Source organism: Cysteiniphilum halobium (assembly GCF_003574425.1).
In the GTDB taxonomy this organism is placed as follows: Bacteria; Pseudomonadota; Gammaproteobacteria; order Francisellales; family Francisellaceae; genus Caedibacter; species Caedibacter halobius.
In genome coordinates this window covers 50,309-71,580 of record NZ_QLIU01000052.1, presented here as the reverse complement: position 1 = coordinate 71,580, position 21,272 = coordinate 50,309, and the positions used below count along the sequence as shown (strand labels likewise).

Sequence of the window (21,272 nt, the reverse complement as noted above, 5' to 3'; positions counted from 1 at the left end):
CCGCTGTCGGTACTATCGCCGTTGATCTTGATAATAATGCAACAGATGATGTCACCGTTCCAAATGGGGCGACTGTTGTTGATAATGGCAATAACACACAAACCATTACCGTTGGCACCAATAGCGTGACCTTACCTAACAATAGCAATGCCACCGTAACCGATGGTGGTGGCAGTTTACTTGGCGTTGATATAGGTAGTAATAATATTGTTGATGTCTTTGTTCCAACTGGGACAGTAATCGAAGAGAACCTTTTGCAATTATTAGTTACGACAGAATCAGGAGATCGTATCATCGTTGATAAAGACTCTAAAGCAAACCTTACTGCATTGGCAATTAATATTTTTAATAGCCAAACAGCCGTAAGTATTGAGCCGACTGTACAAAATACATATGTGATAGGTGGTCCCCTTTCAGGAACAGATGCTACTTTAGTTAATGATCGAGACAATATTGTTACCTATGCACAAGCATTTGCTGGATTTGAAAATAGTACCTTTAACATACACGAAACTAACTTTCAATCTGGTGTAGGCACCGTAGAATCTCCGTTAATAAATGAAATACAAAATGGTAAGAAAATTTTAATTGCCAGTTTATTAAGTAGTGATATTGTTAGTGCACGCATATTAGGCATCACACCAGATAAAGGTAAAATTGAAATTATTCGCACAGCTAATAAATTAGATATTTTATTTGTTGCTAACCCTGATTTCTCAGGTGCTGTAAATTTTGTATTTCAAATCTATCATCGTCAGCAGCTGTTAGATCAACGATACTTTGGTCTGAATGTTATTTTGACGCCAGATGTATCAGCAAATAATCCTAATCACTCTTTAGCAAGAGCCAACCTAAATGCTTATAATACAAATACAGATTCTTTCTTGTTAAAAGATTTCTTACCCAAACCTCAATCATTTGATCGCTCTGAAATCACTATTTCAGCAGATGCTTTATTGAAGTTTACTGAAGCTTTAGCTACTGATTCATCAGCATTGGACTTAAAGGGTGTTGCTGGAAATATTATTCAAGAAAGCAGGTATAACTCATATGATCAGGTAGTTGAAGGATTATTGCAGCAGATGATTAATGCGCGTGAGCCTGAGTCTAATATTGGAATGGTTGCTGCAAGTATTGTAGATACTAGTTTGGGCATTGGTATTACTAGTGAAACCGCTGTTAAAAATATTATCCAAAGTGTGACAGATTCTCAATTAAGCTTAAATGAGGCAGCAAACGTAATATCGTATATGATTCAAGGGGTTAATCGTGAAGCTCAAGGTAATATTATGGTGGTTATTGCGCATCAATCAAATACAAGTGAGGACTTTAATTCAGCTGTTCATGAAGCTTTGCAGAAATTAGATCCAGCTTTAGCAGAGCAGTTTATGACAATAATCCAGCAAAATCAAAGAAAGGCAATAGATGAAGGCGAGCTTGAGGCAACAAACTCTGTTGAATCACACACAAATCAAGGTATTTTGATTGCATTAAAAAATAAACTATTAGGCAATAGCATGGTTAACCAAGGTAAGCAAACCTTTAGTGAGGCGGAACAACGTTACAAAATCGCTTATGCCAAAGCCAGTTTATTGGCATTAGATGATAAAAACAAGCAAAATAACCCAGCTAAAAAAAGCTGATATCTTAGAACAGATTGTAAAGTTAGCGTACAAAAAATCACTCTAACTATGGGAGATTTATTGAAAGTTAACTATACTCACCAGGCAAGTTCTATAGCGAAAGAGGTACATTATGAATGTTGGAACATTGGCAAAAATGCTAGGTACAACAGTTAGAACCCTACATTACTATGATGATATAGGTTTGCTAAAAGCAAAACGTACGCCCTCAGGATATCGTCAATATGATCAATCATGTGTTGATAAAGTTAAATTTATTGAGAATGCAAAGTATCTAGGCTTTAGTTTAAATGAAATTGCTGAGCTTTTTGAGATCGAAAATCAAAATGTATCAAGTGCTGAAGTTAAAGAAAAAATAAACCTAAAGTTAAAACAAATAAATCAACGAATAAAGCTATTACAATTACTAAAAAAACGTCTTATCGATCTAGATAGATCATGCGATGGTAAAAATAAAAGCAACGATTGCTCTATATTGCGTGATTTATATTCCTATAACATATCAGAAAAATCAAAATAGTTTCTAAAAAATTAGCGCCAATATATTCTGCCCCATGTGGCAAATAAATCCTTTGACAGCCAACCTTATTAGCGATAGCATAACTGCCAGTCATTACATTGTCGCTGATTTAAAAACAACTTGCGGGCGACACAAAACAATACCGCTAAAGCGTTTCTATAGTTTCTCTCTAGAAGCCTTTTAGCTTGTACTTGGTATAGAACAAATATAAAAGGAAACTTATCATGGCAAATGATTTTTTATTTACCTCTGAGTCTGTCTCTGAAGGTCATCCAGATAAAATTGCCGATCAAATCTCTGACGCAGTTTTAGATGCTATTTTAATTCAAGATAAAAATGCGCGTGTTGCTTGTGAAACACTTGTTAAAACTGGCATGGCACTTGTTGCCGGCGAGATCACAACCTCAGCATGGGTTGATATCGAAGAGATCGTTAGAAACGTTGTGATTAATATTGGCTATAATAAAGATGATTTAGGCTTTGACGGTAACTGTTGTGCAGTGATAAATGCTATTGGTAAACAATCACCTGAGATTGCTCAAGGCGTTGACCGCTCTAACCCACTGGATCAAGGTGCAGGTGATCAAGGTTTGATGTTTGGATTTGCTACCAATGAGACGCCGACATTGATGCCAGCGGCGATTTATTACGCGCATAAACTCATGCAGCGCCAAGCATTTTTACGCAAGAATAAAACCCTTTCGTGGTTACGCCCGGATGCTAAATCTCAGGTGACATTGCATTATGTCAATGGCAAACCTACTGCTGTTGATACGGTAGTTATTTCCACTCAACACGCCCCTGAAATTCCGCAAAAAGTGATTGAGGAAGCGGTAATTGAAGAGATTATTCTACCGGTATTGCCTAAAGAATGGGTAACGAACAAAACCAAATACTTTGTCAATCCTACTGGTAAATTTGCCATTGGAGGCCCTGTCGGCGATTGTGGTTTAACTGGACGTAAAATTATTGTTGATACCTATGGCGGAGCAGCGCACCATGGTGGTGGTGCATTCTCTGGTAAAGACCCATCCAAAGTTGATCGCTCCGCTGCATACATGGGCCGCTATATTGCCAAAAACATTGTTGCCAGTGGCCTAGCTGACAAGTGTGAAATTCAGGTTTCTTACGCAATTGGTATTGCTAATCCAACATCCATCATGGTTAATACCTTTGGCACAGGCAAACTTGATGATCATATAATTGAGAAACTCGTGCTTGAGCATTTTGATCTACGCCCTTATGCTATTACACATCAACTTGATTTACTGCGCCCTATTTATCAAAAAACGGCCGTCTATGGTCATTTTGGTCGAGAAGATGCCGATTTCACGTGGGAGAAAACTGATAAAGCAGCTATTTTGGCGCAAGCTTTGGGTTAACCATTGTAAAACTAAATCTATGCCCATCGTAAGGCATTTTGCGATGGGTATATTGCATATTTACCTCACTCACATTGCTTGCTGTCTGCGCTGGCGGAGCGTTGGTCAAATCCATTATTATCTTATTGCTCCCTTTGACTTCGCTCAGGGAACAACGGGTATATATCAAGATAAAAGTTATTTTTTGCAAATTCTTATAAATCCCGGCACAATAGCAATATTATTTTTTGATCATTTTAAAGTGTATGTCACAGAAAATTATTGTCGGCGTTTCAGGCGGTGTTGATTCATCTGTTGCTGCCCTGCTACTCAAAGAGCAAGGTTTTAATGTAACTGGTGTTTTTATGAAAAACTGGGAAGAAGATGACAACGATGAATTTTGCTCTGCTGAAGAAGATATTAAAGATGCACAAAGCATTTGCCAGAGTATTGGCATTGAATTTAACAAAATCAACTTTGCAGCGGAATATTGGGATCATGTCTTTGAATATTTCTTAGAGGAGTACAAGGCCGGACGCACACCAAATCCCGATATCTTATGTAACAAAGAAATTAAATTTAAGGCGTTCTTAGACTATGCCAAGCATCTAGGTGGTACACATATTGCCACGGGACATTACGCTAGAAAACGCACATTGCCAAGTGGTGAACATCAATTGTTAAAAGGCTTGGATCATAACAAAGACCAATCGTATTTTTTATACACCTTAGGACAACAGCAGTTACAATATGCTTTATTCCCAATCGGTGAGCTTGAAAAACCCAAAGTCCGTGGTATTGCTGAAAAACACCATCTTGTGACACATAACAAAAAAGACAGCACTGGCATTTGTTTTATTGGTGAGCGTAAATTCAAAGCTTTCCTAAATCACTATCTACCAGCACAACCAGGTGAGATTCATGATGAAAATGGTGTGGTTATCGGCAAACATGATGGCTTGATGTATTATACCATTGGTCAACGTCAAGGTTTAGGCATCGGAGGTGTTAAAAATCGCCCAGAGACTCCATGGTTTGCCGCGCAAAAGGATCTTGAAAACAATGTGTTAATTGCCGTTCAAGGTCATGATCACCCACTATTATTAAGACAAGGCTTAACCGCCATTAAGCTGCACTGGGTCAAAGGTCAAGCGCCAGCTGATAAATTTAGATGCACTGCCAAAGCACGCTACCGCCAAGCTGATCAGGCCTGTCAGGTAACGATCAAAGACGATAAGGCCATTGTCACATTTGATCAGCTGCAACGTGCGATCACACCTGGGCAATCGGTGGTGTTTTATGATGATGAGATTTGTTTAGGTGGTGGCGTTATTCAATAACAACAACCAACTATACCCATCACAAACCATTTTATCACCTCTCTCCGTGAGGAAGAGGTCATACCCTTTGCTGCGCGTGTGAGGAGTAATTGAAACTCAATTACATAGATCACTACTCCTCATCACTATCAACGATCCAATTCTCAGGCGGCATCAAATAAATCACGCGCCAGCCTGCTTCAGGTGTATGTTGACTATCAGGAGATACTACATGAATTTGTAATTTCTTATTAATATAAAATAATGGAATTGCTTGTTGATTGAGAGACAAAAACTGCTCCCAACTAAACTCATTGCTAATTGTTGTCGTTTTAATTTGCCCACCTTGTTTGACAATGCTTCTTAGTGTTTGATAAGAAAGATCTTTACTAAACAAACGTTTTGCATATTTTTTAGTTAGATATGTGAGCTTCGAATTGGCTTTGTGTTGCGCAGTTGGTAACACAAAAACGGACGCGCGGCCATCAAACTCACGATAGTACTTAACCGCTGCCAAGGTATTCATCTGCTCACTCGAGGAACAGCCGAGCATTCGCCCAATACCCACCATGTTCAAATGCCAATCAGCATGCTCAGACACTGAACTACCATAGTAACAAGTCAAACCTTGCAAACGACAAGCCTGAACACTACGCCAGCTGGTGTCAGCAAGAACAACGTGCACATTATTATTATGTAACTCTTTAGCAATGCTTCTGGCTAAGGTATTACCACCAATAACCAAGAACCCACGCGGTTCAGGTGCTGATGCATGCAATACTTTTGCTAAAAAGGGAGCTGTCAGACTCTGAATGATTACTGTACCTAGAATAATCATAAAGACAATAAGAACCAAAAGCTCTCCCTCTTCTGGCAAGCCCAAATTTTCAATGACCTTTATTGAAAACAAGGCAGCTACAGCAGCAGCAACAATCCCCCGTGGTGCAATCCATGAGACCATAACACGTTCACGCCAATTAAGTTCACTGCCTAAAGTTGAGAATCCAGCAGCAATTGGTCTGACAATAAATTGTAATATCAGCACCAACACAATTGCTTTCCACCATACTGCTTCTAAATATTCGAAGCTGACATTAGCACCTAAAATAATAAATAAGCTTGAAATCAAGATGAGGCTTAATGATTCTTTAAAATCAAGAATTTCTTCAATATGAGCATTAGGCATGTTACCCACGATGATCCCCATAATGGTCACAATCAAAAGTCCGCCACCTTCAACAATATGTTCAGCAATCACAAAGCTGGTAATCACAAATGACAACACAAACATATTATTCAAATAGCTTGGCACCCATTGTTTCTTAAGTACGGTACCCAAGAGGAATCCAGCAATAAGCCCACCAATTCCACCAACAAGAAACACCAATAAAATATGCACAGTAATGTGCCAAAAAGCATTGTATTGCGAAGCGGTAATGGCAGTAAAGACAATAACGGCTAATAGCGCACCAATAGGATCAACTAACATCCCCTCCCAACGAATGATATTGGCAAGTTTCTCCGTTGGACGCACGCTACGCAGAATTGGCACAACAACTGTTGGTCCACTCACTGATGATATTGCCCCGATAAGTGCTGCTACTTTCCAAGAAATATCAAAGAGATAATGCACCAAAAAGGTCGTTAAAACCGCCGTAATCAAAAGCCCGATGGTCACGATATTTCTAACGGTTCCTCCCAAGCCTTTGATTTCTCGGAATTTCAAGCTCATACAGCCTTCAAAGAGAATAATCGCTACACAAATTGAGACAATCGGATATAACATATCTTTAAAGATAAGTGTAGGACGCAAGAACTGATAATGATCACCTAGAACCAGTTGACTGACAGGTCCTAATAAAATCCCGACTATCAATAAAAATAAAATCGCTGGCAGACGCATACGCCATGCTAACCATTGACAAGCAAAGCCCAATAATAAAATCACCATTAACACAATGGGAATATAGGTTGTTGAGGCAAAAAAGTTACTCACTTCCACGTAGGTCGTCTTCCTTGTTGGTTTAATTCCAGATAATTGTAGCAAACAACTTGATAAGCGAAAGTGTTTTTTTATCTTCTTTATTCTTACGATTTTATTCGCGCTAAATGCTATAAAAGTTTGCCTAATCTCGATATAATACAGCTACTTTTGATCTAGTAATAAGACAAATGCTTATCTATCCAAACATTGATCCCGTTGCTTTGTCGCTTGGCCCAATAAAGGTGCATTGGTACGGCATCATGTATTTAGTGGGTTTTGCCGGAGCATGGCTTCTATCAAATCTTCGCTGTAAGAAACCATATAGTCCTATTACCAAAACACAAGTCTCTGATATGATTTTTTACGCCGCCCTTGGTGTGATTCTCGGTGGACGTATTGGCTATATGCTTTTTTATGATTTTAGTCATTTTATTCACGCACCTTGGATTATCTTTAAAGTTTGGGATGGTGGTATGGCTTTCCATGGTGGCTTAATTGGTGTGATCCTTGCCATTTCACTATTTTGTCGCAAATATAAACGCAATGTTTTTGATATTTTGGATTTTATCGCACCAATGGTACCAATTGGTTTAGGTGCTGGACGCTTGGGTAACTTTATTAATGGTGAGTTATGGGGACGTGTCACCGACTCACCAATTGGCATGGTGTTTCCCAATGGTGGACCACTGCCACGCTACCCTTCGCAACTTTTAGAGTTTGTGCTTGAAGGTGTTGTATTATTTTTAATCCTATGGTTTATCTCAAGAAAGCAACGTCCGCGTTTACTTATCTCTGCTAATTTCTTACTATGGTATGGTTTATTTAGATTTATCGCTGAGTTTTTCCGCCAACCAGATCCACAAATGGGCTATATGCTATTTAACTGGATGACGATGGGACAACTCCTTTCAACGCCAATGATCGTTGTTGGTTTGATTATTTTGTTATATCTCACCACCCAAAAAACACAAGAAAAGGTAAAGGACAGCAATGCAGCAATATCTTAATTTCTTGCGCCACATCAAGGAGCATGGCGTCACTAAGACGGATCGCACAGGTACAGGAACGCAAAGCATTTTTGGTTATCAAATGCGTTTTGATTTAACCGAAGGTTTCCCATTAGTTACAACGAAGAAGATTCATATTAAAAGCGTCATTCACGAATTATTATGGTTCTTAAAGGGCGATACCAATAATAATTATCTTGCCGAAAATGGCGTGCGCATCTGGAATGACTGGGCACTTGAAGATGGTGATCTTGGCCCAATTTATGGCAAACAATGGCGCAGCTGGCAAACACCTGATGGTGAGACAATTGATCAAATTCAACAGGTGATTAATCTTATTAAGACACGCCCTGATTCAAGACGAATCATTGTTAATAGCTGGAACCCTAGCGTATTACCGGATGAATCGATCTCACCTCAGGATAATGTCAGAATGGGCAAAGCGGCGTTGCCCCCTTGTCATACGCTTTTTCAATTTTATGTTGCTGAGGGTAAATTATCCTGCATGCTCACCCAGCGCTCTGCAGATGCTTTTTTGGGCGTACCGTTTAATATTGCCTCTTATGCGTTATTGACACATATCGTTGCTAAAGAATGCGACTTAGATATTGGCGCGTTTATTTGGTCAGGAGGTGATTGCCATATTTATAATAATCATCACGATCAGATCAATGAACAACTCGCTCGCTCGCCATTGCCATTGCCAAAGCTACACATTAAACGCAAGGCACCCTCAATTTTTGATTATCAATTCGATGACTTTGAAATCGTCAACTATCAATGTCACCCAGCCATTAAAGCACAGGTAGCCGTCTAATGAATGAACAAACCACATCTCTTGATCGCAGTGCCATTAAAGTATTATTACTTGAAGGTGTTCATGCTCAAGCACATAATGCTTTTGTCCAAGCAGGTTATAGTAACATTTCATCATTAACACACGCATTGGATAACACAGCACTTATTGATGCTTTGCAAAGTGTCAAGATCGTTGGTGTGCGTTCACGTACTCAATTAACCGAAAATGTCTTAAAAGCTTGCCCGCATTTGATTGCAATTGGTTGCTTTTGTATTGGCACTAATCAAGTCGACCTAACAACTGCGCAAAGCCTTGGCATTCCTGTTTTTAATGCGCCTTTTTCCAATACGCGTAGTGTCGCTGAGCTTGTCATTGGTCAGATGATCTTGCTTTATCGCAATGTTGTTGATAAAAACATGCAAATGCATCGCCAAAACTGGAGCAAATCTGCCATTGGCGCACATGAGGTACGCGGCAAAACGCTAGGCATTATTGGTTATGGTCATATTGGCTCGCAAGTGAGTGTCCTTGCTGAAAGCTTAGGCTTAAAAGTCATTTTTTATGATATTGAAAATAAACTGCCTCTTGGTAATGCTTCAGCTAGTATCAATCTAAATGTGTTATTAGATGAGGCTGATATCGTCACTTTACATGTACCTGATACACCCGCCACTAGAAACATGATCACAGCCAAAGAACTAAAAATCATGAAAAAAGGCAGTGTTTTAATCAATGCTTCACGTGGTAATGTTGTTGATATTAATGCATTGGCACAAGCACTTAAGGCCAAACACATAAAGGGTGCAGCAGTTGACGTTTTTCCCAAAGAGCCATCAAGCAACAGCGAACCTTTTGAAAGTGAGCTCATTGGTTTGGATAATGTTTTTCTCACCCCACACATCGGTGGTAGTACCCTAGAAGCACAACAAAATATTGCCGTTGAAGTTGCGGATAAACTCATCAAATACAGTGACAACGGCTCAACGATTTCAGCAGTGAACTTTCCTGAGTTATCCTTGCCAACACAAGATAATGTTCATCGCATCTTACATATCCATGAGAATAAGCCTGGAATGATGCGTGCAATTAACCGTGTTTTCTTTGATCACAATGTCAACGTCGAAGGTCAATTTTTACGTACACTTGCCAATATTGGCTATGTTGTAATTGATATCAATAGCAGTGAAGAAACCTCACGTGCCTTACTACAGAAGCTTAAAGCCATTGATGGCACGATACGTTCACGTGTTTTATTCTAATTTAATCTATGCACCAAGCAGCACTTACTCTGATCGATGATGTTGTAACACAACACCGTATTCAGCATCTTTATGTCGCTTACAGCGGTGGTGTTGACTCTACTGCCTTAGTGCATCTGGTTACACAACTGAAAAGTAACATTCATATCCATGCGATTCATATTCACCATGGTTTAAGTGAAAATGCCGATCACTGGCTTGATATTTGTCAAACTCAGGCAGCTCAATTGAATATCGCATTTATTACACACCGACTTTCGCCACCATTAAAACGTAATAACATTGAAAGCTGGGCACGCACTGAACGCTATGCATTTTTTGAATCTGTGATGCAAAAGACACCAAATAGCTTGCTACTTACTGCACATCATATTGAAGATCAAGCGGAAACATTTCTGTTGCAAGCATTGCGCGGTAGTGGCTTAAAAGGGCTTGCGGCAATTGCTAAACAAAAAACCTTTGCCAATGGCTTGCTCCTTCGCCCTTTTTTAGATCTGAGAAAGCGTGAGCTTATCGAATATTGTCAAAGTCATCATCTCATATGGATTGAAGATGAAAGCAATCAATCAACTGACTTTCGACGCAATGCAATTCGTCACAATATCATGCCTAACTTGCGTGAAATTCTGCCCCAAGCAGATATGACCTTGACGCGCAGTGCTGAATTATGCGCTGAAGCAGATCGTTTAATAGATGAGTTATTAGCACCATATTTAGCAAAGATCATGACAGAAAATCGTCTTGATTTGTTTAAATTCAAAAAACATTCACCACTACAGCAAAAGCAATTATTAAAAATGTGGCTAACTCTACATAAGCTCTACCCATCACAAGTGCAATTCTTACAAATTTATGCCGGGACACAAAGCATGCATGGCAATTGGCACTATACACTGACTGAAAATCATTTATCTATAACAAAAGGATATCTAGTTATTAATGAGTCTAATATATCATCTGCATCATTAACTGTTACTACAATGGATATATTGCATTGGCTCAATAAACAACAGCAAACAACATTTACACTTAATGATCTAATCATTCGCCCACGTCAAGCAGGCGACCGTTGCCGCCCCCTTTATAGACATAAAAGCCAAAGCTTAAAAGTGATTTTCCAAGAGCAAGGCATTCCTGCCAAAGATCGTACTAACGCGCGGATTATTGCATTAATGACATCCCCTGATCACATTATTGCTGTGTATCCTTTTTTTATATGTCATTAATAAATTAGCGCACACATCAACACAAAAAACTTCTTTTACTTTATTTTTGTTACCTTTTTTCAGCTCCAATAAAAGCCTTTATCTTACCTAACTAAAGTTTTAAAATGCTCACAAAATGCAAAATGACTTTAGGAGTGCTTTGATGCAAACGATGCAACAAAAGGGAGATATCGCCGTTATTGGCCTTGCGGTAATGGGGCAAAATCTGATTTTAAATATGAATGACCATGGTTTTGATGTCGTTGCTTATAATCGCACAACCAGCAAAGTGGATTCGTTTTTAAATGGTAATGCCAAGGGAACCAATATTATTGGTGCTTACTCGATTGAAGATATGCTGTCTAAACTAAAAAGTCCGCGCAAAATTATGTTAATGGTAAAAGCAGGTGACGTTGTCGATCAGTTTATTGATGCTTTAGTGCCACATTTAGATAAAGGTGACATCATCATCGATGGTGGTAACTCCAATTTTACCGATAGTGAACGTCGCACACATGCACTCAAAGCCAAAGGGATTTACTTTATTGGTACGGGTGTATCAGGTGGCGAAGAAGGGGCGCGCTTCGGCCCGTCAATGATGCCTGGTGGCATGCCTGAAGCATGGAATGCAGTAAAACCTATTTTCCAAGCAATTGCAGCCAAAACACCTGCCGGTGAAGCATGCTGCGAGTGGGTTGGCAATGGCGGCGCTGGTCACTTTGTCAAGATGGTTCACAATGGTATCGAATACGGTGATATGCAATTGATTTGCGAAGCTTATCAGTTTATGAAAGACCTGCTAGGTTTAAACAATGAAAAACTAAGTGAAATCTTTGAAAAATGGAATAAAACCGAGTTAGATAGTTATTTAATTGAAATCACTGCCAACATTCTCAAATTCAAAGATGCCGAAGGCTATGTTATCGATCGTATATTAGATGCCGCAGGCCAAAAAGGCACAGGCAAATGGACAGGCATTAATGCACTTGATTTAGGTATTCCATTAACTTTGATTGCTGAGAGCGTTTTCGCGCGCTGCATCTCTGCACAAAAAGATATCCGTGTTGAGGCCGAGGCGATTTATGGCAAGAAATCATATGATAAACTCACAGTTTCTGATAAGTGGTTACATGACCTACAACAGTCACTTTTATTTGCTAAAATCATCTCTTATGCACAAGGCTATATGCTCATGCAAGAAGCATCCAAGCATTACAACTGGGATCTGAATTATGGCGATATTGCACTGATGTGGCGCGAAGGCTGCATTATCCGCAGCGTGTTTTTAGATAAAATTAAAGCCGCATTTGACAACAACGCGCAACTACAAAACTTACTGTTTGATGATTATTTTAAAGAGATTATTAGCAAAGCCTTACCAAGTGTACGTAGAATCGTTTCAAAAGGCGTTGAACAAGGCATCGCCATGCCTGCATTGACTTCAGGCTTAAGCTTTTTTGATGGCTTTAGCACAGGACGCCTGCCAGCAAATCTACTGCAAGCACAACGTGATTATTTTGGTGCACACACTTATGAGCGTTTAGATAAAGCGCGTGGCGAGTTTTTCCATACGGACTGGATTGGTTCAAATAGCAATGTATCTTCTTCTGGCTACAATATCTAAGCATTACACTAAAGGATTAAATGTCATGAAAAAAATACTCGCTTATCTTATATTAGCCAACATAATTGGCTCAAATTTGGCTTACGCGGATCTTTACATCGGTGCTCAAGGTGGTGTCAGCCACTCATCCAGCCAGCTAAATGCAAATAATAATGTCACAACAGGCCTTCTTGTGGGCTATCAATTTTCTGTTTTTCCTCTATTGAGAATGGGTGTAGAAACAGAGTTAAACTATCTAAATAGTACGGTTAAGCTCAGCAATCAAACCGGGAATTTAATGACAATTCCGTTTTATGCAACGGCAAATATAAGTCTACCACTGGGTTTAAATCTCACCGCCAAAGCAGGCTACGCCTATAACCGCATCTTAGGTATTGATGAAAGCTTATTCCCTAACACATTATGGCGCCCAGCCGTTGCCATTGGGATGGGCTATCAAGTATTGAACTTCAATATCTTTTTCCAAAGTAGTCGTTACTTTTTATACAATCGTGGTGAGCAACCTTTTGCTGATGCATATACATTTGGTGTCAGCTATGCGTTCTAATCTGCTGGTTGTAACTTGCAAATAGCTTTATATCTATGCGACACTGCAAACCTGAATTTTTAACCCAACATCATGAGGGATATTATGCAGATTAACGCACTAACACAAAGCCCATTACAGACTAAAATCATATTTGTTTTTAGCAATGACAATAGCACTATCGCAACCATTCAAAATGCATTGACTCAAGGACTTTTTAAAGCCAAAGTAGCAAGCACTTATTTTGGAATAGAAAATGATAAAAACTATCTTGCTGTTGGTTTAGGTGATAAAGACAAACTAAATATTAGCGCATTAAGAAAAGCCGTTGTTGCAGCTTATAAACAGTTAAAACTACTCAATATTGATCGTTTTGCAGTAGATATCAAAGCAATTGGCGATAATCATATTCGTACGTTTATTGAGGCATTAATCAATGCTGCCTATGTCTTTGATCAATTAAAATCCGAAAAAGAAACCTTCAAATTAACACAAGTGGATATACTCACCCAAAAAGCCACTGAAGTAGCTAATGAGATTCACATTGCACAAGCAGTGGCGCACGGACAAAACTATGCCAAGGACCTGAAAAACTTCCCAGCAAATATCTGTACAACTGACTATCTATTAAACGAAGCAAAAAAATTAATGGATAGTAGTAAACATGGTACATTGCATTATATTGGTGAGGATGAAATGCATAAACTTGGCATGGGCTGCATTACTGCCGTAGGACGTGGTTCGAGCATGCCCAGCTATATTGCTTGTATGGAATACCACGGTGGTAGTAAGGATGATAAACCGATTGTTTTAGTTGGTAAAGGTTTAGTCTACGACACTGGTGGTTTATGCTTAAAGCAATGGCAAAGTATGGCTAGCATGAAGATGGATATGGGAGGAGCCGCCACTGTATTTGGTACAATGAAAGCAATTATTGAACTTAAGTTGCCGGTTAATGTCATAGGTGCTGTTGCCCTAGTTGAAAACTCCATTGATGGTAACTCCTATCGTCCAGGTGATGTATTAACAAGTATGAAAGGTATTACTGTTGAAGTCGGTAATACCGATGCCGAGGGTCGCTTAGCGCTATGCGATACACTGACCTATATAGAACGCTATGATCCAAAAGTTGTGATTGATATTGCGACCTTAACAGGGGCCATGGTCATCTCTCTTGGTGGAGATATCAGCGGACTGTTCGGCAATAGCGATGCATTAGTCAATGATATTAAGCTTGCCGCTGAAGAAAGCCATGATCACGCCTGGCACATGCCTTTGCACCAAGCATATCATGAACAGTTAAAAAGTGAGATTGCTGATGTATATAATATTGGTGGCCCAGCAGCAGGCAGTATTACCGCAGCACTGTTCTTATCGAAATTCACTGAAAAATACACTTGGGCACATTTAGATATTGCAGGTTCAGCAATGAAAGGTTTCGAAAAAGCCACCGCCACTGGACGTCCTGTACCGATGTTAACACAATACATAATCAACCAAGTAAAATAAGACAATATCCATATCACCGCTCGCCTTCATTATTTAACCGTTGGCTGAGCTTAGTCGAAGCCATCATTGTGTGGCTGTTGGCTGAGCCTAGTCGAAGCCTTTCTTAGGGAAACACCCTTCGACTGCGCTCAGGGTACGAGAATGTTACTTCAATAAAACGAATACCATTACGAATGACATATCAAAACCAAGTATTAATGGAAACATTAAAACGCTTGGATAACGCTTTGATATGCTCGAGTGTTAATTCTCTTTCACCATTTAGAATCTTAGACACCAGTGACTGTGAACCAATCTCAGGCAAATCTTTTTGAGTTAAGCCATTTGCTTTTATTAGATAAGCTAAGATATCTTTAGCCTCTGCACTATTATCTGCACCTAAATGTTTCTGTTCATAATAAGCGACTTGCTTAGCTAATGTTTTGGCAAAAGATTGGATCTCGACTGTTCTCTCACCAGTTGGCAAGCCCATGAGTTCACGCAATAATTGCTTTGATGCCTCATACTGTTTCTTTGTTTTGTATGCCTCTAAATATGGCATTAATAAAACCCAAGATTTACTAATATCATTTATCGTTAGCATGCTTCTTTGCCTCTTTTTTGAGTATGCTTTGCTTTTTGTTATACTCTTCGTGCGTCCATATATGGCGCACATCAATCACTGCAAAATCATAATCAACAATCGTTACCATGCGATAATTATGTCCTGCTACGTCAAAATATGACAAATTGTCATCAAAAACGCTAGATGATTTTATGACTTTTTGTCATTTTTAAATATCACAAATCAGTGACACAACCTTGAGAGGCAGAAGCAACTGTCTTAATATACTTCTTCAAAGCGCCTTGTTTAGCTTTAAGCTCAGGTGCTCGCCAATTGGCGCGACGCGCATTAAGCTCATCATCCGATAGGTCAACGTCAATGCGATTATTCACAGCATCAATTGTGATCTTATCACCATTTTGAATCAAGGCAAGATTACCTCCTACTTGTGCTTCAGGAGCAATATGTCCAACGATAAAGCCATGTGATCCCCCTGAAAAACGACCATCGGTGATAAGAGCGACATCTTGCCCTAAACCCGCCCCCATAATTAATGAGGTTGGCTTTAACATCTCTGGCATACCGGGGCCTCCTTTTGGTCCTTCATAGCGAATAACAATAACGTCACCCTTTTTAACACGACCTTCTTCAACGGCAGTTACCAGTTCTTCTTCAGCATCAAATACGTTTGCTACTCCGGTGAAGGTTTCACCTTCTTTGCCCGTAATCTTAGCCACTGAACCTTCACTGGCAATATTACCAAATAGCATTTGTAAATGCCCCGTTGCTTTTAAAGGATTAGTTAATGGACGAATAATGTCATTATCTTTTGGTAGATCTTGAACTTCAGCTAGATTCTCCGCCAATGTTTTGCCGGTTACAGTCATGCAATCACCATGCAACAGCCCTTCTTTTAGCAACATTTTCATCACAGCAGGTGTGCCACCAATCGCATGTAAGTCTGCCATAACATATTTACCACTTGGTTTAAAGTCAGCTAATAATGGCACTTTGTCACTAATACGCTGGAAATCAGCCAAGGTTAATTTAACACCAACCGAATGCGCAATAGCAATTAAATGAAGAACGGCATTGGTTGAGCCCCCCATTGCCGTGATCACAACCATTGCATTTTCAAACGCGTGTTTAGTCATGATATCGCGTGGTTTAATATCTAATGCCAATAGATTCTCGATAACACTACCGGCCTTATCACATTCTTGAATCTTCTTAACATCAGTTGCTGGTGTTGATGAGCTAAATGGCAAACTCATACCCATTGCTTCAATCGCACACGCCATAGTATTAGCAGTATACATACCGCCACATGCTCCAGCGCCAGGACATGCTTTTTTAATCGTCTCAACGCGTTCTTCCTCACTAATGCTACCAGCAAGACACGCGCCATAACTTTGGAATGCTGTAACGATATCTACAGGTTTACCACGCACAACACCCGCTTGAATCGTACCACCATAAATCACAAAACCAGGACGATTGAGTCGTCCTAATGCCATCATGCATCCTGGCATGTTTTTGTCACAACCTGGGATAGCAACCAAGCCATCATACCAATGTGCTGACATCACGGTTTCAATCGAGTCTGCGATTAAATCCCGAGATTGCAATGAGTAACTCATACCATCGGTACCCATTGAAATACCATCACTAACACCAATGGTATTAAAGCGCATACCAACAAGATCTGCTTTAGTAACACTATGTTTTACATATTGTGCCAATTGATTTAAATGCATATTGCAAGTATTTCCCTCATACCAAACACTCGCAATACCTACTTGCGCTTTCTTCATATCTGCTTCATGCATCCCCGTGCCATAGAGCATCGCTTGCGAGGCCCCTTGGGTTTTATCTTGGGTGAGCACTTGGCTATAACGGTTTAGCTTTTGATTTGTCATTATGATTCTATTCCTTTGTTTTTATGCTGGATGCGCAATATTATACGCATCAATAAATGCCTCAACAGACGCCTGAATAATATCTGGTGAAACACCCTTACCAACGGAGTTCTGGCTGCCTTTAATTAATTTCATTTCAACGTATACTGGCGCATCAGCACCCTGTCCACGAATCTGCACCTTATAATCAGTTAATTTATATTGAATCTCACTTGGACACGCTTTGCACAAAGCGTGAATAATTGCATCAACAGGTCCAACCCCTTTATTTGATGCATAGTAAAGCTGACCATTGAGCTCAACAGTAACTTCAGCTTCGGCAATTTTATCTTGTCTTGTGATCACTTTAAATGAAACGACTTTTAAAATATCACTACGTGTGACATCGACCATTTCCATCGCATCTTGAACAATGTCTTGCAGATCTGAAATATGAATCGCACGCCCTTTTGCTAAAAAGCGCTCAATACAACTTTGCACCTTGGCAATTAGATCATCATTATAATTGGCACCAAATAAATCCCCTAACGCTTTTTTTGTTTGACTAGCATTTGGCATTTCATCAAATAACACTTGATCTTTTTCAACGAAAACCATCGTTTTATTATCAAAGAAATTACTGTCATAGAGCTTGTCAAAGTCTTTTTCATTTGGATAAATAATCGGTGGTTGAATCGCTGATTTCAACACTACTGACGGATCCTTTAAACCCTCACCTGATAATACACAAACAACGCGCTGCCCAGCTTTAATCAAGCCTTGTTCCTTTTTCTTAAACAAATGTGCAACCGTTGCCGCTGAAGCACTTTCAACAAATAAACCTTCTTGTGTTGATAGATAGTATTGTGCTTTTAGCATATCAGTATCACTCACTGCGGATGCCTCACCACCGGTTTGGTAAATTGCATCAATTGCTTTATCACCATCAATTGGGAAAGGTACCGCAATTGCTGTAGCAATCGTATCAGCACGCGCTAATGGCTCAAGGTGTTTTGCCTTTTTGTCAAATGCATTCACTAATGAGCACGCGCCTGTTGATTGCACACCGACTAGACGTGGTATTTTATGAATCAGTCCCATGTCTTTATACTCGGAAAAGCCCTTAGCATAAGCCGTAATATTGGTACCACAGCCAACCGGAATAATTACCTCATCAGGTACTTGGAATAATAGCTGATCAATAACTTCAAAGGCACCTGTTTTTTGTCCTTCAACACGAAAAGCATAATCTCCCGCCAGAAAGAACTTGCGTGATTTAGCAATCTTATAAGCAAGATTAGCTGCATCATTATAACTGCCTTTGACTTGGATAATTTTGCCACCAAATGAAATCACTTGCGCAAGCTTCGACATAGAAACCCCTTCAGGTACTATGATAAAGCACGGCATTTTAGCCGCAGCAGCATAGCATGAACACGATGCAGCCATATTCCCAGTTGAAGCTAAAATCACGCCATTGGCACCTAACTCTTTAGCAATACTGATATCAACTGCAGAACCGCGATCTTTAAAAGAACCCGTTGGGTTTTTACCCTCAACTTTGAAATATAAATCAATCCCTAATTCTTTACCCAAAACTTTACTTTTAACAAGCGGCGTGGCACTTTCACGTAATGAAACGAAATTTGCAGGCTCCTGAATCGGCATTAATGGTAAATATTTAGAAAGGCAAGGTGCTGCAGAGACAAAATAATCCAAATTGATTTTACGTTTAATACGCTCAATGTCCATTTGCACTTCCCACGGAGCAGTTTCACCTGCAAAAACAAAATCATCAGTAGTTACAACATCTTTAGTATTAAAATCTAGCAGTTGATACATCTATTTCTTATCCCTTAGGCGACTTTCAGTGATTCTTTATTTGTAGTTTCTTCGGTAGTAATTGTTATACTATTTGAAATCTGAATATCGATCACTTCAATCACTTTTGCTAATTGTCTCACCACTTTTTGTATTTTCTCATCATGAGAGTGCAATACCAAGCTAAAATGTGAAACACCTTTATTGGCAGTTTCGAAAACATTCATCTGTTCGATATTGATTCTGTGACGCGAAAAGATCGATGATATACGTTGTAAAACAGATAAAGCATTTTCTGTCGTCATTGAGATAAAGTAAATTCTCTGTTGCATAAATCTTACCCTCCTACGGATAGTTGTGTATTACTAATTGAAGCACCTGCTGGCACCATCGGAAAAACATTTTCTTGCTGTTCAACCACCACTTCTAAAAAGAATGCGTGTGGTGCGTCTAACATCTCTTGAATACTTGTCTTTAAATCCGCGCGATCAACAACGCGTTTACCGCGGATACCATAAGCTTCAGCAACTTTTACAAAATCAGGTGATGAGATATTAGTATAGGCATAGCGCTCTTCAAAAAAGAGCTCCTGCCACTGTCTTACCATTCCAAGATAGCCATTATTCAGAACGATCATTTTAAGATTAATACCTTCTTGATTAAGTACAGCAAGCTCTTGGATATTCATCTGAAAACCACCGTCCCCAGCAATAGCAATCACTTGCTTTTGATCTTTAACACCAACTTTTGCACCAATTGCTGCAGGAAGTGCAAAACCCATTGTGCCTAAACCACCTGAGGTAATATGACTATTGCTGTTTTTAAACTGATAATAGCGTGCCGCAATCATCTGATGTTGTCCAACATCACTAACAATAATCGCCTCCCCTTTTGTCTTTTCAGATAAAATTGCGATGACTTCCGCCATTTTTAGCTCATCTGTAACTGGCTTTGTTTCATTTTTGATAACGGTGTTATATTCTTTGGCATGATGTTCAACAAATACCTTATGCCAATTATCATGTTTATTCTGACAAACATAAGGCAAAAGTGCTGTTAATGCTTCTTTGGCATCGGCATGAATCGCGACATCAGCTTTAACGTTTTTATCAATCTCTGCCAAATCAATTTCAATATGAATCACTTTTGCATGTGGTAAATAAGACTTAAGATCACCCGTGACTCGATCATCAAAACGCATGCCTACAGCAACAACAAGGTCAGCATCATTGCATAAGACATTAGCCGCATAATTACCATGCATGCCAAGCATTCCATGATACAGTGGGTGATCTACAGGAAAAGATGATAAACCTAACAAGGTACTAACCACCGGCATATCTGCTTTTTCTGCCACTTTGATAAACGCCTCTTCAGCGCCAGAGATCATTACACCGTGGCCTGCAATCATAATCGGTTTTTTTGAAAGATTAATCAGTTGTGACGCCTTGTGCACACTATCCATATTAATCATTGGTTTTTTAAGCCATTTAGGCTTAATCCCCCCTTTTTTTACAGATTGATGGGCACTCATATACTTCATCATTCCCACTTGGGCATCTTTAGTAATATCAATCAACACTGGACCTGGGCGCCCATTTTGAGCAATTTCAAAGGCTTTCTTAAAAACACTAGGAATTTCATTTGGATCTGTGATTTGGTAATTCCATTTAGTAGCAGTTACCGTCATGCCGATAATATCTGCTTCCTGAAAAGCATCTGAGCCCAATAAACTACTAAATACTTGACCGGTTATGCAAACCACTGGGATAGAATCAATAAGCGCATCAGCAATACCAGTGATCAAGTTTGTTGCCCCAGGGCCTGAAGTTGCAATAGCAACGCCAACGCCACCGGTTGCGCGAGCAAAACCAACCGCACCATGAATGGCAGCTTGCTCATGACGAACCAAGATGTGATGCAGCTTATCTTTTGCATCATAAAGGGCATCATAGGTCGGCATAATCGCCCCCCCCGGATAACCAAAAATAGTCTTAGCACCCTCTTCTAATAGTGCTTTAACAATTGCTTGCGCGCCGGTTATTTGCATACCTACTCCCTTCTGTGTCTCTATTTCAACTTATTCACATATACCTATCAAAAAACACTTTACAACTAAACACCACAAAATGATTTGCGATGGGTACATTCTTTCTTTAGCATCACAAAGCAAGCAAGAGAAATAAAAAAGCAAAAAAAAACCCGCATCTTCGGTTGGAAGATGCGGGTTTCCTAATCTTGGCTTTTCTTAGC

General features: G+C 39.6%; 18 protein-coding genes and 1 pseudogene. 11 read left to right on the top strand and 8 right to left on the bottom strand.

What is annotated here, in order from left to right; all coding sequences use genetic code 11:
- From DNK85_RS09255 to mnmA, 4 genes are all read left to right on the top strand, one after another.
- Positions 1-1,643: hypothetical protein (locus tag DNK85_RS09255; protein WP_162896649.1), on the top strand; the 1,643-nt coding region annotated here is incomplete at its 5' end.
- A 112-nt stretch (positions 1,644-1,755) separates the two neighbouring features.
- Positions 1,756-2,163: a MerR family transcriptional regulator gene (locus DNK85_RS09250; RefSeq protein ID WP_162896648.1), complete on the top strand. Its 408-nt coding sequence runs from the start codon at positions 1,756-1,758 to the stop codon at positions 2,161-2,163.
- Between the two features lie 224 nt (positions 2,164-2,387).
- The gene (gene metK, locus DNK85_RS09245) at positions 2,388-3,545 is read left to right on the top strand and encodes a methionine adenosyltransferase (RefSeq protein ID WP_119329285.1); all 1,158 of its coding nucleotides are present in this window, start codon (positions 2,388-2,390) and stop codon (positions 3,543-3,545) included.
- Between the two features lie 245 nt (positions 3,546-3,790).
- Positions 3,791-4,864 (top strand): tRNA 2-thiouridine(34) synthase MnmA, encoded by a 1,074-nt coding sequence (gene mnmA / locus DNK85_RS09240; protein ID WP_119329284.1) that lies wholly within the window; start codon positions 3,791-3,793, stop codon positions 4,862-4,864.
- A gap of 112 nt (positions 4,865-4,976) precedes the next feature.
- Here the strand turns inward: mnmA and DNK85_RS09235 are convergent, their stop codons facing one another.
- Positions 4,977-6,845, bottom strand: coding sequence for a cation:proton antiporter (locus DNK85_RS09235; protein ID WP_119329283.1), 1,869 nt, complete (start codon positions 6,843-6,845; stop codon positions 4,977-4,979).
- A 170-nt stretch (positions 6,846-7,015) separates the two neighbouring features.
- On the opposite strand from DNK85_RS09235, the gene lgt reads away from it, so the two are divergent.
- The 7 genes from lgt to DNK85_RS09200 all read left to right on the top strand — a co-directional run bounded on the left by lgt (position 7,016) and on the right by DNK85_RS09200 (position 14,756).
- Entirely contained in the window at positions 7,016-7,834 is an 819-nt protein-coding gene (gene lgt / locus DNK85_RS09230) for a prolipoprotein diacylglyceryl transferase (protein ID WP_119329282.1), read from the top strand.
- Complete coding sequence (locus tag DNK85_RS09225; RefSeq protein ID WP_119329281.1) at positions 7,818-8,651, top strand: thymidylate synthase; 834 nt, start codon at positions 7,818-7,820, stop codon at positions 8,649-8,651. Before lgt ends, DNK85_RS09225 begins: the two co-directional genes overlap by 17 nt.
- Complete coding sequence (gene serA, locus DNK85_RS09220; RefSeq protein ID WP_119329280.1) at positions 8,651-9,892, top strand: phosphoglycerate dehydrogenase; 1,242 nt, start codon at positions 8,651-8,653, stop codon at positions 9,890-9,892. The genes DNK85_RS09225 and serA overlap by 1 nt, the downstream gene beginning before the upstream one ends.
- A gap of 8 nt (positions 9,893-9,900) precedes the next feature.
- On the top strand, positions 9,901-11,118 hold the full coding sequence (tilS, locus tag DNK85_RS09215) for a tRNA lysidine(34) synthetase TilS (RefSeq protein WP_119329279.1): 1,218 nt from the start codon (positions 9,901-9,903) through the stop codon (positions 11,116-11,118).
- A gap of 142 nt (positions 11,119-11,260) precedes the next feature.
- Positions 11,261-12,721 (top strand): decarboxylating NADP(+)-dependent phosphogluconate dehydrogenase, encoded by a 1,461-nt coding sequence (gnd, locus tag DNK85_RS09210; protein WP_208123164.1) that lies wholly within the window; start codon positions 11,261-11,263, stop codon positions 12,719-12,721.
- Between the two features lie 25 nt (positions 12,722-12,746).
- Positions 12,747-13,268 (top strand): porin family protein, encoded by a 522-nt coding sequence (locus DNK85_RS09205; protein ID WP_162896647.1) that lies wholly within the window; start codon positions 12,747-12,749, stop codon positions 13,266-13,268.
- Positions 13,269-13,352: 84 nt separating this feature from the next.
- A complete protein-coding gene (locus DNK85_RS09200) occupies positions 13,353-14,756 on the top strand; it encodes a leucyl aminopeptidase (RefSeq protein ID WP_235842420.1) in 1,404 nt (467 codons plus the stop codon).
- A 181-nt stretch (positions 14,757-14,937) separates the two neighbouring features.
- Here the strand turns inward: DNK85_RS09200 and DNK85_RS09195 are convergent, their stop codons facing one another.
- From DNK85_RS09195 to ilvB, 7 genes and pseudogenes are all read right to left on the bottom strand, one after another.
- The gene (locus tag DNK85_RS09195) at positions 14,938-15,339 is read right to left on the bottom strand and encodes a helix-turn-helix domain-containing protein (protein WP_162896646.1); all 402 of its coding nucleotides are present in this window, start codon (positions 15,337-15,339) and stop codon (positions 14,938-14,940) included.
- The gene (locus tag DNK85_RS09190) at positions 15,323-15,514 is read right to left on the bottom strand and encodes a type II toxin-antitoxin system HigB family toxin (RefSeq protein ID WP_119329274.1); all 192 of its coding nucleotides are present in this window, start codon (positions 15,512-15,514) and stop codon (positions 15,323-15,325) included. The genes DNK85_RS09195 and DNK85_RS09190 overlap by 17 nt, the downstream gene beginning before the upstream one ends.
- Before the next feature lie 22 nt (positions 15,515-15,536).
- Entirely contained in the window at positions 15,537-17,219 is a 1,683-nt protein-coding gene (gene ilvD / locus DNK85_RS09185; protein WP_119329273.1) for a dihydroxy-acid dehydratase, read from the bottom strand.
- Between the two features lie 21 nt (positions 17,220-17,240).
- Complete coding sequence (locus tag DNK85_RS12145; RefSeq protein WP_328587300.1) at positions 17,241-17,612, bottom strand: alpha-isopropylmalate synthase regulatory domain-containing protein; 372 nt, start codon at positions 17,610-17,612, stop codon at positions 17,241-17,243.
- 363 nt (positions 17,613-17,975) lie between these two features.
- Positions 17,976-18,866 (bottom strand): annotated as a pseudogene (thrC, locus tag DNK85_RS12140) (threonine synthase); the annotation flags it as partial.
- Between the two features lie 188 nt (positions 18,867-19,054).
- Complete coding sequence (locus tag DNK85_RS09175; RefSeq protein WP_119329271.1) at positions 19,055-19,351, bottom strand: acetolactate synthase small subunit; 297 nt, start codon at positions 19,349-19,351, stop codon at positions 19,055-19,057.
- 5 nt (positions 19,352-19,356) lie between these two features.
- Entirely contained in the window at positions 19,357-21,069 is a 1,713-nt protein-coding gene (ilvB, locus tag DNK85_RS09170; RefSeq protein WP_119329270.1) for a biosynthetic-type acetolactate synthase large subunit, read from the bottom strand.
- Between the last annotated feature and the right edge of the window lie 203 nt (positions 21,070-21,272).